This is a genomic window from Bradyrhizobium cenepequi, assembly GCF_020329485.1.
Lineage (GTDB): Bacteria > Pseudomonadota > Alphaproteobacteria > Rhizobiales > Xanthobacteraceae > Bradyrhizobium > Bradyrhizobium cenepequi.
This window is the reverse complement of record NZ_JAGKJI010000028.1, coordinates 74,898-89,488: the sequence shown is the minus strand read 5'-3', so window position 1 is coordinate 89,488 and position 14,591 is coordinate 74,898. Positions and strand designations below refer to the sequence as shown.

Annotated in this window: 15 protein-coding genes and 1 pseudogene; 6 read left to right on the top strand and 10 right to left on the bottom strand. The window is 62.8% G+C overall.

Translation table 11 applies throughout. From position 1 onward, the window contains the following. Window positions 1–181 precede the first annotated feature (181 nt). Window positions 182–469: a DUF3551 domain-containing protein gene (locus tag J6497_RS26050; protein WP_225707131.1), complete on the top strand. Its 288-nt coding sequence runs from the start codon at window positions 182–184 to the stop codon at window positions 467–469. Window positions 470–473: 4 nt separating this feature from the next. Here J6497_RS26050 and J6497_RS26045 read toward each other — a convergent pair whose 3' ends face one another. The 8 genes from J6497_RS26045 to J6497_RS26010 form a co-directional block, all read right to left on the bottom strand. Beyond that, window positions 474–1,172, bottom strand: a complete 699-nt coding sequence (locus J6497_RS26045) for an ABC transporter ATP-binding protein (RefSeq protein WP_225707130.1) — start codon at window positions 1,170–1,172, stop codon at window positions 474–476. An 8-nt stretch (window positions 1,173–1,180) separates the two neighbouring features. After that, entirely contained in the window at window positions 1,181–2,461 is a 1,281-nt protein-coding gene (locus J6497_RS26040; RefSeq protein WP_225707129.1) for a lipoprotein-releasing ABC transporter permease subunit, read from the bottom strand. 73 nt (window positions 2,462–2,534) lie between these two features. Beyond that, a complete protein-coding gene (gene proS, locus J6497_RS26035; RefSeq protein WP_225707128.1) occupies window positions 2,535–3,854 on the bottom strand; it encodes a proline--tRNA ligase in 1,320 nt (439 codons plus the stop codon). 208 nt (window positions 3,855–4,062) lie between these two features. Beyond that, entirely contained in the window at window positions 4,063–4,593 is a 531-nt protein-coding gene (locus J6497_RS26030; protein WP_225707127.1) for a copper chaperone PCu(A)C, read from the bottom strand. A 28-nt stretch (window positions 4,594–4,621) separates the two neighbouring features. After that, window positions 4,622–5,128: a TlpA family protein disulfide reductase gene (locus tag J6497_RS26025; RefSeq protein ID WP_225707126.1), complete on the bottom strand. Its 507-nt coding sequence runs from the start codon at window positions 5,126–5,128 to the stop codon at window positions 4,622–4,624. After that, window positions 5,125–6,351 carry a sialidase family protein gene (locus J6497_RS26020; RefSeq protein ID WP_376708274.1) on the bottom strand — a complete coding sequence of 409 codons (1,227 nt, stop codon included), beginning with the start codon at window positions 6,349–6,351 and terminating at the stop codon, window positions 5,125–5,127. The genes J6497_RS26025 and J6497_RS26020 overlap by 4 nt, the downstream gene beginning before the upstream one ends. 11 nt (window positions 6,352–6,362) lie before the next feature. After that, a complete protein-coding gene (locus J6497_RS26015; RefSeq protein WP_376708273.1) occupies window positions 6,363–8,753 on the bottom strand; it encodes a TonB-dependent receptor family protein in 2,391 nt (796 codons plus the stop codon). 85 nt (window positions 8,754–8,838) lie between these two features. Then, window positions 8,839–9,207, bottom strand: a complete 369-nt coding sequence (locus J6497_RS26010) for a DUF2946 family protein (RefSeq protein WP_225707125.1) — start codon at window positions 9,205–9,207, stop codon at window positions 8,839–8,841. A 438-nt stretch (window positions 9,208–9,645) separates the two neighbouring features. On the opposite strand from J6497_RS26010, the pseudogene J6497_RS26005 reads away from it, so the two are divergent. From J6497_RS26005 to J6497_RS25985, 5 genes and pseudogenes are all read left to right on the top strand, one after another. After that, window positions 9,646–9,899, top strand: a pseudogene (locus J6497_RS26005) (globin); the annotation flags it as partial. A gap of 126 nt (window positions 9,900–10,025) precedes the next feature. Then, entirely contained in the window at window positions 10,026–10,163 is a 138-nt protein-coding gene (locus J6497_RS26000; RefSeq protein WP_225707124.1) for a globin family protein, read from the top strand. Window positions 10,164–10,281: 118 nt separating this feature from the next. Then, window positions 10,282–11,304, top strand: a complete 1,023-nt coding sequence (locus J6497_RS25995) for a sugar ABC transporter substrate-binding protein (protein ID WP_225707123.1) — start codon at window positions 10,282–10,284, stop codon at window positions 11,302–11,304. A 9-nt stretch (window positions 11,305–11,313) separates the two neighbouring features. Further along, window positions 11,314–12,816 (top strand): sugar ABC transporter ATP-binding protein, encoded by a 1,503-nt coding sequence (locus tag J6497_RS25990; RefSeq protein ID WP_225707122.1) that lies wholly within the window; start codon window positions 11,314–11,316, stop codon window positions 12,814–12,816. A gap of 11 nt (window positions 12,817–12,827) precedes the next feature. Continuing rightward, window positions 12,828–13,862, top strand: coding sequence for an ABC transporter permease (locus tag J6497_RS25985; RefSeq protein WP_225707121.1), 1,035 nt, complete (start codon window positions 12,828–12,830; stop codon window positions 13,860–13,862). A gap of 39 nt (window positions 13,863–13,901) precedes the next feature. Here J6497_RS25985 and J6497_RS25980 read toward each other — a convergent pair whose 3' ends face one another. After that, complete coding sequence (locus J6497_RS25980) at window positions 13,902–14,177, bottom strand: DUF1467 family protein (protein ID WP_225707120.1); 276 nt, start codon at window positions 14,175–14,177, stop codon at window positions 13,902–13,904. A gap of 9 nt (window positions 14,178–14,186) precedes the next feature. Next, window positions 14,187–14,591, bottom strand: coding sequence for a methylmalonyl-CoA epimerase (gene mce, locus J6497_RS25975; RefSeq protein WP_225707119.1), 405 nt, complete (start codon window positions 14,589–14,591; stop codon window positions 14,187–14,189).

Here is a 14,591-nt window from a genome sequence, read left to right as displayed (position 1 = left end):
GTCCCCGCCCCAGTCCCCTTTTTCGAACCTTTCAGCGATTGAGTCGGAACACGCCCTCCGCGCCGCGAGACCAAGTGATCGGCGCGGGAACGTGAATTGACGGTCGCGCCCGCGAATACTTTGTTCCGTGCGGGGTTAGCGATCGGAGGACCGAGGAGTCGTCCTACCGCGGGAGGAGCTGATGCGTATTTCGATGTTGGCGATCATCGCGCTTGGCATGGTCGCGGCGGCACCATCCGCCCGCGCGCAGACCTATGATCCGAGCTATCCGGTCTGCCTGCATGTCTACGGCCCAGTCAACTATTACGATTGCCGCTACACTTCGCTGCCGCAATGCGCGATGTCGGCGTCGGGCCGGGCGGCGCAGTGCGTGGTCAATCCTTACGCGGCCAACGCTTATCCTTACGTGGCCAACGCCTACGCCGACCCGTCGCAGCGGCGTCACAAGCGATATCGCCGCATCTACTGAGCGCTCAATCGAGTTCGACCACCTGCCCGTTCGCCAGCGACACGCGGCGGTCCATCCGGGCGGCAAGGTCCATGTTATGGGTCGCGATCAGCATCGCCACCCGCGTCGCCTTCACCAATTGCATCAGCGCGTTGAAGACATGGTCGGCGGTTTGCGGATCGAGGTTGCCGGTCGGCTCGTCCGCCAACAGCGCTCGCGGCGCATTCGCGACCGCGCGCGCAATGGCGACCCGCTGCTGTTCACCGCCGGAGAGCTCGGCCGGCCGATGCTTGATGCGGTCGCCGAGGCCGAGATACGACAAGATCTCGGTCGAGCGTTTCACCGTCTCGGAACGTTTGAGGCCGCGGATCATCTGCGGCAGCATCACGTTCTCCAGCGCGGAGAATTCCGGCAGCAGCCGGTGAGACTGATAGACGAAACCGATATCGGTGCGGCGGATCTGGGTGCGATCGATATCCGACATCTGCGAGGTCGGCGTGCCCCCGACATAGACCTCGCCATCGTCGGGCGTCTCAAGCAGGCCAGCGATGTGCAGCAGCGTCGATTTGCCCGAGCCCGACGGTGCCACCAGCGCCACGGATTGCCCCGGCCACAGCGCGAGCTTGGCGCCGTCCAGAATCGTCAGCGTCGCCTCGCCCTGCCGGTACTGGCGCTTGATCTCGTGGAGATAGATGACCGGCACATCTTGCGCCCCCTCCGCCATCTCAGCCCTCACTCGTACCGCAGCGCGTCAACGGGATCGAGCCGCGCAGCCCGCCACGACGGATAGAGCGTCGCCAAAAACGACAGCGTCAGCGCCATGATGACGACGGCCGCGGTCTCGCCGAAATCGATCTCGGCCGGCAGCTTCGACAGGAAGTAGAGCGTCGGATCGAACAATTCGGTGTTGGTGAGCCAGGACAGGAATTGCCGGATCGATTCGATGTTCACGCAGATCAGCATGCCCACGAGGAAACCGACGATGGTGCCGACGACACCGATCGAGGCGCCCGTGATCAGGAAGATGCGCATGATCGATCCTTGCGAGGCGCCCATGGTGCGCAGGATCGCGATGTCCTGCCCCTTGTCCTTCACCAGCATGATCAGGCCGGAGACGATGTTGAGCGCGGCGACCAGCACGATCATGGTCAGGATCAGGAACATCACGTTGCGCTCGACCTGCAGCGCGTTGAAGAAGGTCGAGTTGCGCTGCCGCCAGTCGACCAGAAACACCGGCCGCCCCGCCGCTTCCGTCACCGTCTTGCGAAACGTATCGATGCGATCGGGATTGGTGGTGAATATCTCGATCGCGGTGACGTCATTGTTGCGGTTGAAATAGGCCTGCGATTCTGCAAGCGGCATGAACACGAAACCGGAGTCATATTCAGACATGCCGATCTCGAACACCGCCACGATCTTGTAAGGTTTGATGCGCGGCGTCGTACCCATGGGCGTCACCGCACCGCGCGGGGCCACCAGGGTGATGCTGTCGCCGGCATGCAGCGACAATTGATCGGCGAGGCGGCGGCCGATTGCGACCCCCTGCCCTTCGTCGAAGTTCTCGAGGCTGCCCTGCTTGATGTTCTTGGCGATCGAGAACAGGTTGTTCAGATCTTCAGCCCGCATGCCGCGCACGAGCACGCCGGAGGCATTGAAGGCGGAGGACGCCAGCGCCTGACCGTCCACCACCGGCGCCGCAAGCCGGACGCCCTGCACCTGACTGATGCGCTCGGCGACATCCTTCCAGTCGGTCAATGGCGATTCCAGCGGCTGGACCAGGAGATGGCCGTTGAGGCCGAGGATCTTGTCGAGCAATTCCTTGCGGAAGCCGTTCATCACAGCCATCACCACGATCAGCGTGGCGACGCCGAGCATGATGCCGAGAAAGGAAAAGCCGGCGATGACGGAAATGAAACCTTCCCTGCGACGCGCCCGCAAGTAACGTCCGGACAGCAGCCATTCGAAGGGCGCAAAGGGCGGGGTGCGGACTTTCTCGGTCATGGTCTCATCCATGTGTCGATAATCCCATGATTCGGGCCAAATGTGGCCGGACTGACCAACCGCACGCGGGCGCGGTGGATAAACGCTATCCCGCGATCTTCACAAGCGCGTCGTCGAGCGCGAGGTTTTCGCGTGCGCCATCGCTGCGCCGCTTGATCTCGACCTTGCCGTCGGCAAGGCCTTTCGGGCCGACCAGGATCTGCCAGGGGATGCCGATCAGGTCTGCGGCGGCGAATTTCGCGCCGGCGCGCTGGTCGGTATCGTCATAAAGCACGTCGACGCCCTTGGTCTTCAGATCGGCGTAGAGCTTCTCGCAGGCGGCATCGACGGCGGCGTCGCCCTGCTTCAGGTTCAGGATCGCCGCCTTGAACGGCGCCACCGCCTCCGGCCATTTGATGCCGGCATCGTCGTGGCAGGCTTCGATGATGGCCCCGACCAGTCGCGAGACGCCGACGCCATAGGAGCCGCCATGGATCGGCACTTCCGCGCCATCGGGGCCCGCGACCAGCGCCTTCATGGTGTCGGAATATTTGGTGCCGAAATAGAAGATCTGGCCGACCTCGATGCCGCGGGTGTGCACTCGTTTGTCATCAGGCACCTCGCGCTCGAAACGTGCGGCATCATGGACGTCCTCGGTGGCGGCATAGACCGAGGTCCACTGCTTGATGATCGGGGTGAGATCACCGTCATAATCGACGTCGTCGGGCGGGATCGGCAAATCGAGCACGTCGCTGTTGCAGAACACGCCGGACTCGCCGGTCTCCGCCAGCACGATGAACTCGTGGCTCAAGTCGCCGCCGATCGGCCCGGTTTCGGCGCGCATCGGGATCGCCTTCAGCCCCATCCGCGCAAACGTTCGCAGGTAAGCGACGAACATCTTGTTGTAGGAGCGCCGCGCGCCAGCCTCGTCGAGGTCGAACGAATAGGCGTCCTTCATCAGGAATTCGCGGCCGCGCATCACGCCGAAGCGCGGACGCTGCTCGTCGCGGAACTTCCACTGGATGTGGTACAGATTGAGGGGCAGGCTCTTGTACGATTTGGCATAGGCACGGAAGATCTCCGTGATCATTTCTTCGTTGGTCGGCCCGTAAAGCAGCTCGCGCTTGTGGCGGTCGGTGATGCGAAGCATTTCCGGGCCATAGGCGTCGTAGCGGCCGCTCTCGCGCCAGAGGTCGGCCAGTTGCAGGGTCGGCATCAGCAGTTCCAACGCGCCGGCGCGGTCCTGCTCCTCGCGCACGATCTGCTCGATCTTCTGCAGGACCTTGAAGCCGAGCGGCAGCCAGGCATAGATGCCGGCGGCCTCCTGCCGGATCATGCCGGCGCGCAGCATCAGGCGATGCGAGACGATCTCCGCCTCTTTCGGATTTTCTTTCAGGATCGGCAGGAAAAACCGCGACAATCGCATGGGCGCACTCAGGAATCAGTTCGAGGAGGCAAGAGGAACGCAGTGAAACCGGATCACATGCGAAAACACAAGGCCGACAAGCCCGAAAAAGCCGGCAAATGAGCCGATTTGCGGGCATTGCGCCGATTTGTAATGAGATCGGCGGGGTGGGTAAAGCAAACCTTACCGGCTGTTCACCCCGCCCTCGAATTGATCCTCCTGCCCGGCCTCACATCTTGGAGCCGGAATGATCGTGCGACTTCTTCATCTCCATGTGACCGCCATGATCGCCGCCAGGGGTCTGCGCTCCGACGGCCTGCACGTCGAGCGACACCGTCACCTTGCCCGCCTTCTCGAATTCGAGCGTGACCGGCACCTTGTCGCCCTGCTTCAGCGGATTCTTCAAATCGAACATCATGAGATGATAGCCGCCGGGCGCGAGCTTGACGGTCTTGCCGGGCTCGATCGCGAGTCCCTTCTCCAGCGAGCGCATCCTCATCACGCCATTCTCGGTCGTCATCTCGTGCACCTCGAGCTTGCCGGCGACTTCGCCGGAGACGCCGACCAGCCGATCCGGCAAGGAGCCCTTGTTCTCGATCGTGAGATAGCCGCCCGCGACCTTCGCGCCGCTTGGCGTCGCCCGGCTCCAGGCCTGGCTGATGACGAGATCGCCGGCCTTGACGTCCTCGGCCTGCGCGGGGACACCGAACAGAACGACCAGGAGCGGAGCGAGCGTAATGATGGAAGAGAGTTTTTTCATGTTGTTCTATCCCGTATTCCAGATTGACCTATTGTCTTGATCCTGTCGTCGCGGCCTGTCCTTGCGCCCACTTGTCGAGCTCCGGCATCTCGGCCGATCCTTCGATCGTGGTGACTGCGCCGCTACGCGCGATCAGCATCGTCCGCGGAATATCGCCCTGCCAGGCCGGATCGATCTCAAATCGCAGCCGATCGGCGAAGCCATCACTGAACATCCAGTTCTCGGCCGGAGACAGCCCGGCCTTCTGCAGCATCGATCGCGTTGCGTCGGGGAGATTTGGCACCAGATCCGCACTGATCGTGACTACATCGATTCCAGGATGGTCCTTCATGAACTGGCCGAGCTGCGGTAGCTCGACCTTGCATGGACCGCAGGTCACGCCCCAGAAATGAACCAGGGTCGGACGACCGGCGTGTGAATGCACGATCTGCTGCCAGCTTCCGCGTTCGAATGGCTTGAGCTCGGCATCCTCCGCTGCTGCTGTGATAGACAACGTCCCCAACAGAAATGCTGCGGCAAGCAGTTCGCGTTTCATGGCTCACCCTCGATTGGTTGGAAACGATATCCATCGGCCTTCGTCATCCAGGACAGATAGACTCGCCGACTGTCCGAGACGAGCAGCGGATGGTCGGAACTATCCGTCGTACTGGCAATGCCCCTGGACGTCGACCAGCTCGCTCCATCATCCTGCGACGTCATCAGTTTGATCTCCGTCTTCTCCCCGTCGAACTCCTTCCAGACCATCATAAGCCCATTCGGTCCCGCGATGACCTGCGGCCGCGACGGGCTTCGGTTTGGCTCGCCGATCGGCAGCGGGTTCGAGAAGGTTTTTCCGCCGTCGGTCGAGCGCGCATAGAACAGCCCCTTACGCGCCCTCCCGTTCGTGTACCAGGCGACATGATAGGTTCCGCTTGGCGAGATCGACAGGCTCGGTCCGTGATGCGGGCAGGCCGCGATCTGCCAGTCATCGCGGCTGACCCTGTGGACCTCGCCCGGCAACGCCGGATCCTTGAAGGTGACGACGGCATGATCGCGGACGCCACCTTCAAAGATATTCCGGAACACGATGACCGGGCGGCCGGCGCCATCCAGGGCCAAGCCAAGGCGACAACATTCGCAGGTGTTGTCGGCGACAAGCTGCGCGTCGGAGTAAGTCGAGCCGCCATCCTTCGATGTCGCGAAGAACAGGCCGGCGCCGTCGTAGGGTTTGCCGTTCTGCCGCGCAGGCACGCGGTTGCGCTTGTCGAGCCAGGCCGCGAACACGGTGCCGTCAGGCTCGAACGCGATGGCCGCAAAGCGCTGGCTCTCGTTGTTCGACGTGATCGGGCGCAAGGGGGCGAAGCTCTTACCACCATCATTCGATTGCGTGGTGAGCACCTGACCGTTGAAGGCCTTGTCCCTGAAGATCGAGAACGCCAGCGCAATCCGGCCCTTGCGATCGATGGCGATCTTCGGACGGGCGTCCGGGCCCCAATCCAGATTCAGGTTCTCGCGCGTGACCTGCACCGGCACAGAGAAGGTCTTTCCGTCGTCCTTCGAGCTTGCGACGGATATCTGGCCGCCGGCCATCCAGACCAGCCAAAGTGTTCCGTCAGGTCCGAACGCGGGCGTGACCTTGCTCGCGCAGCGCAGGACGGTCTCCTCGCACGCGGCTTCCGACGCGTGCTGATGGTTCATCTGTGCGAATGCGCCGCCATGCCAAAGCGCGAAGACGGCCGCCATAGCAGCAGCACCGAGGACTGGTCTGACGTCTCTCATGACAATGCACCTCATTTGAACGCCAGTTTCATGCCGGCCACGAACGTCCTTGGCGCTCCGGCATAGATCGAGCCGGTGGTGTTGGCCAGCACGCTCGCGGGGTTTTGAATGCCCGCGGCCGTCACCGTGTTCGCGATGTTGTTGGCGGACGCCACGTACGTCCTATCAAAGACGTTTCGCACCTCGAGATAGAGGTCGATCGCCTTGAAGTAGTCCGAGACCAGCTCAGTGCCGTAGTGGACATTGAGGTTCACCAACTCATAGCCGGGCGCCTTCAGGAAGTTGGCGTTGTCCATGTAGAAGGAGTCCTTCCATTGCACTTCCACGAACGCGCCGAGCCCCCGCAGCGGCCCGGACAACTGGTCGTAGGAAATCCGTGCGGTCAATTCGTTCGGCGAGATTCCGGGGATCTTGTTGCCCGCGCGGTTGAAGCCGAACGCCGCACCATTGGTGATGTTCTCGATGTACTCCGTATAGATTTCATCGAGATAGGTGTAGGCCGCCGTCAGCCGCCAGCCCGGATAGAACCGCCAGTCGGCGGCAAGCTCCACGCCGCGATGCTCGGATCGCGGCGCGTTGAACGTATAGCTCGTATTGGGCGATCCGACCGGCGTTGCCTGCGTCACCAGTTCATCTTTGAAGAACTCGTAGAAGCCGGTGGCGCTCAGCCTGAGCGCGCGGTTCGGCGTCCAGTCGAAGCCCAGATCGTAGCCGAGGTTCTTCTGCGCCTTCAGCTCTGTATTGTTGCCGCTCTGGCCGCTCGGCAGCACAAAGAGGTTGCCGACCTGCGGCGTCCCGTAGCCGGTCGCCACCCTGCCGCGGAATTGCCACTCGCTGTTCAGCCTGTAAAGAAGAGCAAATTCCGGCGCGGTGTTCTGGAATTGCCGATCGGCGGTCGTCACCGTCGTCGTCGTGATCCCCGTCGGCCCAGTATAGGTGAACGCCGTGTTCCTCCCCTTGAGGTTGGTGGTCTCCCATCCAATGCCCGCGATCGCCGTAAGCTGCGGGTTGAGCTTGAGTTCCTCTCGCGCGCGAACGCCGTAGTTGGATGTATCGCTGAACAGATTGCTGGATAGCGCTCCGAGCGTGGCATTGCCGCCCGGCATGACATTGCGCGTGTCGCTGGAGGCGGCGAGCGTGTTGTACCAGCCGCCGAAATAGGTGGTCGACTCCATGCCGAAGATTTCGCCGCGCCGCGTGATGTCGCTCATGTAGTTGTAGGACGGGAAGTCGCCGATTGCGCTGGTCGCACCAGTGGGCTGGCTGATGTTGCGGTCGTCGAACACGAACTGGTTGCGCCAGGTGGTCTGGTTGTCGAAATCATGTTCCCAGCGGCCGCCGATGATGGTGCGACGGTCGTTTCGGCCGAGCCCCGCCTGCAGCGCAGTCTCCCTGTCGGTTCCCGCCGCCGTATTGAAGCCGTTGTTGAACAGCGGCACCGTCGCACAGCCCAGCACCGCGGTGGCGCCGGTGATACAGCCGCGCTGGAACGGGTTCTGATCGTATTGGTTCAGCGACAAGCGGATTGGCAGCCGCGCGTCCAAGTTGTTGTTGATGAACTTGACCGTGAAGCGGTCATCGGGCGTCGCCTGGAGCGTGCCGAGGAAATTCACCGTCTGGGTGTTGAACCAGCTGTTGCCGATATAGCCGTCGCCGCGCGCATCGCTCGCAAACAGCGAGCCCTCGAAATTGCCGACCTTCTTTCCCGCGGCCAGATAGTTGTTCAGGTAACCGAAGCTGCCGCCATCGACGCCGTATTCGACACCGTCGATCGTGCCGCCCGGCCGCGTCCGGAAATTCAGCGCGCCACCGGTCGCGTAGTTTCCATAGAGCGCCGAGGACGGTCCGCGGATCACGTCGATGGCGCCATAAGCGCGCGGGTCGATCAGGTCGCTGCGCGACAGCCCGTCCGGCTGGGTGACCGGAAAGCCATCCTCGAAGATGACGAGGTTGCGAATCCCAAAGCCATTGCGGGCGTTCGATCCGCGGATCGAAATGCCGACGTCCCGCGGCCCGTTGCCCTGCTTGATCGAGATGCCGGGGCTCTCTCTCAGGACATCGCCGACCGAGAACGCCGGCCGGTTGTCGAACTGACTGCGGTCGACGGTGGTTTGGGTCTGGCCACTGGGCGCCTGGTTGAGCCCGTCGCGCACGATCGAGGGCGTGATGTCGCGCTGCACCAGGACGGTGGGGATGGTGGCGGTCGGCGGCGTCACCCGCGGCCGGACGGCAAGTGTGCGTCCCGCCGGCTTCGGTTTCGCCGGCTTGGCGCGGGCTTCACGGGGTGCATCCACCATGACTGACGGCAAGGCGGTTTGACCTCTTGCCGGGGATAGATCAGTGGCGAGCATGGCACCAAGCACCACTGTGCTGGCACCGCTCAGGAAGGCGAGGCGTAACATTGGGAAATTCCTGACACCGGCTCTGCGACCGGCTTGATTGACCGCGTCAACCGGCGAGCGTGGGCACGCCGGCAGCGAACGACAGTCAGGAACTCGACGGAGGGGCGCGCGCCTGCGCGCGAGAGCGTGCCCGCACATCCTCCAGGCGGGACACGAAATCGAGCCATACCACCTGTTCGGGCGACCGCTTGATAACGCCGGCAGTCATCTCTGGCGGATCGACCGGGGTACCGGTCTGCAGCACATTGCAGGCCGAGCAGCAGCCGTCTCGGACGTGTGGCCCGCCCTGGTCCGCTTCGTCGGAACCGGTGGTGTCGCCGTGGCAGATGATGGCGGCAGCCAGCGGATCCGAAGCGGCGATTCCGGCGGCCCAGCAGGCGGCGATCGGCGCAAAGACTTGCACCACCAGCGCAATCATGAAAACGGGCAGAAAATTCTTCAGCCGTCGGCGCATCGCGAGACCCATCCGACTGCGGAACTAATCACTGCGCTTGGCCGGAGTCGAGACCGGAAGCGCAGCCTTTTTGTCCCGGCGCAAGGAAAAATCCGTTCGGATCAATGATCCCTAGCGCCCTACCCCTTTACTCCGAGGCGGGTCTCAGTTCTACAACCGATAGTGGCAAAACCCCAATCATTTCGCAAATTGCTCGAATTTTGAACAATCGTTGCCGAATTTGATGACAAAACAGAAAAGATGGTCTACCAATTCGGGCTCAGGCCAGCCACAGGGCTGACGTCTGGTGGTCCAAGTCTCGGGAGGAGCCCGGCGCGCACAAGCAGCGTCACCCCATCAATCAAGATCAAATCAATTTTTGGGGAAAATAGGGTCGACACAATTTCTCGAGCAGGGCTAGGCGCCCTGCTCGTTTTCTTTGGGCCATCGCAATTGCTGATCACGCCATCGGCAAATCCGATCGAACGCAGCTTCGAACTTGCGACAGCGCGCTGCGATGATCTGACGCCGCTCGTCTATCGCCGCTTGTTCGAACAGCATCCCGAAGCGGCGGCGATGTTTCGCACCGACGGCAGCGAGTTGGTGAAAGGCTCGATGCTGGCACTGGCGATCGAAGCGATTCTCGATTTTGCTGGCGAGCGCCGCGGCAACTTCCGCATGATCGAATGCGAGGTCGTCTCGCACGATGCTCGCGCGCGATCAGCAAAAGTGGAAGGCGGTTTTGCGTCCGATCGCGCGCTAATCTTTTGAATCGGCGCATGATCTTATCGCCAAACCGCGCACACTTTGGCGGATCATGCGCTGGCACGCCGCGAGATTTGTTCGTCGCGTTCTTCGCCGTGATCGCGGGCACGCTACGAGAAATTCTCGGCGTGGAGTGGACGGTCGAAATCGATGTTGCGTGGCAAAAATTGCTGCGTGACATCGAGAGCATCGTGATGCCCGACCTCGATTAGCGCAGCCGCGGAATCGGAACCGTTGGCGTGAACGCTTCGACTGTGACAGACTTTCCTTGATCCGCGGCGCGCGCAACAGACGCCGACGGCGCCAAGAACAGACATCAGGGAGCGTGCAATGCCAGGGAAGGACACATCCTCAAGGACCAGGCGCGATCTTCTTCAGACAGCGGCAGCCGGCGGCGCAGCGGCCGCGCTGCTGGGCGGGATGGGCGTGAGCCCCGCGCTCGCGGCGGAAGTTGGACGTTCCGAGAAACCGCTGAAGGCTGCATTCTCCAACGCAGGCCTGCAGGCCACCTGGTGCGCGCAAGGCAAACAGGCGGCCGAATATTGGGGCAAGCTCTTCAACGTCGAGGTCACCTGGTTCGACGGCCAGCTTGATGCGGTCAAGCAACGCGCGGCGATCGACAACATGGCATCGCAGAAATGGGATTTCGTCGCCATCCAGGCCTTCGGCATCGGCACGCTGACGCAGCCGGTGCAGAAGATGATCGACGCCGGCGTTCCCGTCATCGACATGGATACGCTGATCGCGCCGCTCGATCAGATCAAGGTCCATTCCTTCCTCGCCCCCGACAACGAGTTCATGGGCTCCTCAGTGACGCAGGCCCTCGTCAACGCCATCGGCGGCAAGGGCAAGATCATCATGACGCAAGGCGCGCTCGGCCACACCGGCGCGCAGGGCCGCGCCAAGGGCTTCAACTCGGTCGTTAAGCAGTATCCGAACATCGAGGTGCTCGACACCCAGCCGGCCGATTGGGATGTCTCCAAGACCGCCCGGCTGTGGGAGACCTATCTCACCAAATATCCGCAGATCGACGCCGCCTTCTTCCACAATGACGACATGGCGCTCGCCGCCTACAACATCATGAAGGCGCGCAACCGCACCAACATCCTGATCGGCGGGGTCGACGCCATGCCACCGGCGATCCAGGCGGTGAGCGAAGGCCGCATGTTCGCAACCGTCCGCAATCCATCCTGCCGCATCCATGGCGGCGCGATCATCGCCGGCGTCGCCGCGGTGACCGCGGGCGAGAAAAGCGGACAGGGCATTCCAAAGAGCGTCGTAACCGACGGCCCTGTCGTGACCAAGGCCAATGCCCCCGGCATGCAGTGGATGGAGGATCATTTCCTGATCTGAGCCGCCCGCATGCCACAGGGACGCTCACCCATCCTCGAATTGAAGGAGATCACGAAAGCCTTCGGCGGTGTCGAAGCGCTTCGTGGGGTCGACTTTGCGCTCTACGCTGGCGAGATCCACGGTCTTGTCGGCGAGAACGGCGCGGGAAAGAGCACGCTGATGAAGATCATCGCTGGCGTGCATCCGGAATTCTCCGGCCGCTTCGTCCTCGACGGGCGCGAGACCCGTTTCCGCTCGGCGCGCGACGCCCATGCGGCTGGCGTCGCCATGGTGCATCAGGAGCTCAGCGTCGCACCTGATCTCTCGGTTGCCGAAAATGTCTTTCTCGGGGCACAGCCGACCAACCGTTTCGGCCTCGTTCAATGGCGGAAGATGGCGCGCGAGGCCGGCGAACAGCTTGCGCGCTTCGGCATCGACGTCGATCCGATGACCCGGCTCGGCGATCTGCCGATTGGCCTGCAGCAGCTGATCGAGATCGCCCGCGTGCTGTTTTCTGGCGCCCGCATCATCATCCTGGATGAGCCGACTTCCGCGCTCTCCCCACCCGAGGTCGAGCGGTTGTTCGCGACCCTGCGACGGCTGCGCGACGAGGGCACCGGCATCGTCTTTATCTCGCACTTCATCGAGGACATCCTGCGTATCTCCGACACCGTGACGGTGTTCCGCAACGGCCGGAAAGTCCACGAAACGGAAGCCGCCGCAACCAGCAAGGCCGCGCTGATCGAAGCGATGATCGGCAAGGGCCGCGAGGCGCTGGAAGAGACCTATGCGCATGACATCACGCTTCCTCCGCGCGGTGACCGCCCCGTGGTCTTGAAGGCCGACACCCTGTCGCTCGCCCGCAGCGTCCAGGACGTCTCGTTCGAGGTGCGCGCCGGCGAAGTGCTCGGCATCTACGGCTTCATGGGCTGCGGTCAGTTGGAGTTGGCGCGCGTCCTGTTCGGCAAAATCAAGCCCGACAGCGGCACGATGCTCATCGACGGCGACCGCAAAGCCTTCGGCAGCACCGCGGCCGCCCGGCGCGCCGGCGTCGCCTTCGTCCCCGAAAGCCGCCGCGCCATGCTCTTCCACCAAGAGCCGGTCTACAAGAACATCTCGATCAGCGTGCTCGATCGGATATCCGCGCTTCTGCTCAAGCCATCGCGTGAGCGAACGATTGCCGTCCGGCAGGTCGAGCAACTGCAGATCCGCCCGGCGGCGGTCGAGCTCGACCTCGGCATGCTCTCGGGCGGCAATCAGCAGAAGGTCGCGCTCGCGAAGTGGCTGAGCTATCCGCCGCGGGTGCTGGTGCTGTGCGAGCCGACCCGCGGCATGGATGTCGGCGCCAAGAACGATGTCATCCACATCGTCCGCGAGCTCAGCGCCAAAGGGCTGGCCATCATCGTACTGTCGACCGAGCCGGAGACGGTGTTGTCGCTCGCCGACCGCATCATTGTCATGAAGCGCGGCGCGGTGGTGCGCGAATTCGCGGGTGAGGTCGTCAGCAAGGATCGCCTGCTCGAGGCGGCGTGACGGAGAATAGCATGGCAACGAGTGAAGGAGCGACTGCAGCAGCGCATCGCGGCGGGCAGCGCGGTATCGCTGCGATCCTGCGCTCGCAGATGCGCAACATCGCGCCGTTCCTGACGCTGATCTTACTGAGCGGATTCTTCGCGATCGCGAGCCCCTCCTTCGCAACGCTCGACAATCTCGGCAACATCCTGACGCAGGTCTCGGTGACCGGCATCATCGCTGTCGGCCTGACCTTCGTGATCCTGTGCGCTGAAATCGATCTGTCGATCGCCGCGATCGCCAACGTCACCGGCATTGCGGTGGCCTATTTCACGCTGCAGGAATCCTACGTGAACATCGCCAATGTCCCGCTGCCGGGCTGGGCCGCGATCCTGCTGTCGCTGGCGCTCTGCGCACTGCTCGGCCTCGTCAACGCGCTGGGGCTGACCGTCATCGGCATCCCCTCCTTCATCATGACGCTGGCGATGATGCAGATTGCGGCCGGCATCTCGGCGCTGCTGGTGCGCGGCCAGATCGCCTACAAGGTGCCGGACCTGATCGTAACGTTGGGCTCAGGTTCGATCGGCGGCATTCCATGGATCGTGATCGTCGCGGCGGTGATGCTGCTCGCCGGCCATCTGGTGCTGACCTACACCCGCTTCGGCCGCTACGTCTACATGGTCGGCGGCAATCGCGAGGCTGCCGAATATTCCGGCCTCAACGTCAACCTGATCCTTGGCAGCGTCATGGTGATCTCCGCGGTCTGCTCCGGCATCGCCGGCATGCTTGGCGTGGCGCATTTCGGCAGCGCGCAGCAGAACGAATTCGACACCTACCTGCTCGATTCGATTGCCGCCGTCGTGGTCGGCGGCACCAGCCTGTTCGGCGGTCGCGGCGGCATCGGCAACACCATTGTCGGACTGTTCGTGCTGGGCGTGCTCAACAACGGCCTCGACCACGTCAATATCGACAGTTTCCTGAAGATCCTGATCCGCGGCCTGATCCTGCTCGCCGCGCTCGTCATCAACGTCTATGCGCAGCGGCTGCGTGCACGGGCGGCGGAATAGCTAAAGCCGGTCTCCACTTTTCCGGATCGTGTTCTAGAGCTAGTACGGCGTCCCCATCAGCTTCGACAATCTTTCGATGCTGAGATAGCCGGCGTTGTGGGCCCACATCGCGACGGCAAAAATGACCGCGGAGATTAGCGTGGTCCAGATGAGCTTGCGGCCCATCCGCGCCAGGATCGGCGCGCCGGGATCGGTGCCCTCAACGCCCCCGCCCTCTTCGTGCTGGCTGCGCACCCCGAACGGCAGCGTCAGGAACAGCACGATCCACCATAAGACGAAGTAGATCGCGAATGCGGTTGAGATGTTGTAGGCCATGCGATGAGGCTACGCCTGCTCGATCTCGACCAGGGCGCCGGAAAAATCCTTCGGATGGAAGAACAACACCGGCTTGCCGTGGGCGCCGATCTTGGGCTGGCCGTCGCCGAGTACGCGGGCGCCTTCCCCGATCAGCCGATCGCGCACGGCAATGATGTCGGGCACGTCATAGCAGACGTGATGGATGCCGCCGTCGGCATTGCGCTCGACGAATTTTGCGATCGGCGACGCGTCGCCGAGCGGCTCGATGAACTCGATCTTGGTGTTGGGCAGGGTCACGAACACCGTGGTGACGCCGTGCTCCGGCAACGGCACCGCATCGGAAATCTCGGCGCCGAACGCCGTGCCATAGATCCTGGCCGCCTTCTTCGCGTCCCTAACCGCTATCGCGACGTGGTTGAGCCGGCCCAGCAT

Excerpts from the sequence above, each read along its gene's own strand:
- J6497_RS26050 (WP_225707131.1), top strand. The coding sequence starts at position 182 with ATGCGTATTTCGATGTTGGCGATCATCGCGCTTGGCATGGTCGCGGCG.
- J6497_RS26045 (WP_225707130.1), bottom strand. The coding sequence starts at position 1,172 with ATGGCGGAGGGGGCGCAAGATGTGCCGGTCATCTATCTCCACGAGATC.
- J6497_RS26040 (WP_225707129.1), bottom strand. The coding sequence starts at position 2,461 with ATGGATGAGACCATGACCGAGAAAGTCCGCACCCCGCCCTTTGCGCCC.
- proS (WP_225707128.1), bottom strand. The coding sequence starts at position 3,854 with ATGCGATTGTCGCGGTTTTTCCTGCCGATCCTGAAAGAAAATCCGAAA.
- J6497_RS26030 (WP_225707127.1), bottom strand. The coding sequence starts at position 4,593 with ATGAAAAAACTCTCTTCCATCATTACGCTCGCTCCGCTCCTGGTCGTT.
- J6497_RS26025 (WP_225707126.1), bottom strand. The coding sequence starts at position 5,128 with ATGAAACGCGAACTGCTTGCCGCAGCATTTCTGTTGGGGACGTTGTCT.
- J6497_RS26020 (WP_376708274.1), bottom strand. The coding sequence starts at position 6,351 with ATGAGAGACGTCAGACCAGTCCTCGGTGCTGCTGCTATGGCGGCCGTC.
- J6497_RS26015 (WP_376708273.1), bottom strand. The coding sequence starts at position 8,753 with ATGTTACGCCTCGCCTTCCTGAGCGGTGCCAGCACAGTGGTGCTTGGT.
- J6497_RS26010 (WP_225707125.1), bottom strand. The coding sequence starts at position 9,207 with ATGCGCCGACGGCTGAAGAATTTTCTGCCCGTTTTCATGATTGCGCTG.
- J6497_RS25995 (WP_225707123.1), top strand. The coding sequence starts at position 10,282 with ATGCCAGGGAAGGACACATCCTCAAGGACCAGGCGCGATCTTCTTCAG.
- J6497_RS25990 (WP_225707122.1), top strand. The coding sequence starts at position 11,314 with ATGCCACAGGGACGCTCACCCATCCTCGAATTGAAGGAGATCACGAAA.
- J6497_RS25985 (WP_225707121.1), top strand. The coding sequence starts at position 12,828 with ATGGCAACGAGTGAAGGAGCGACTGCAGCAGCGCATCGCGGCGGGCAG.
- J6497_RS25980 (WP_225707120.1), bottom strand. The coding sequence starts at position 14,177 with ATGGCCTACAACATCTCAACCGCATTCGCGATCTACTTCGTCTTATGG.
- mce (WP_225707119.1), bottom strand. The coding sequence starts at position 14,591 with ATGCTGGGCCGGCTCAACCACGTCGCGATAGCGGTTAGGGACGCGAAG.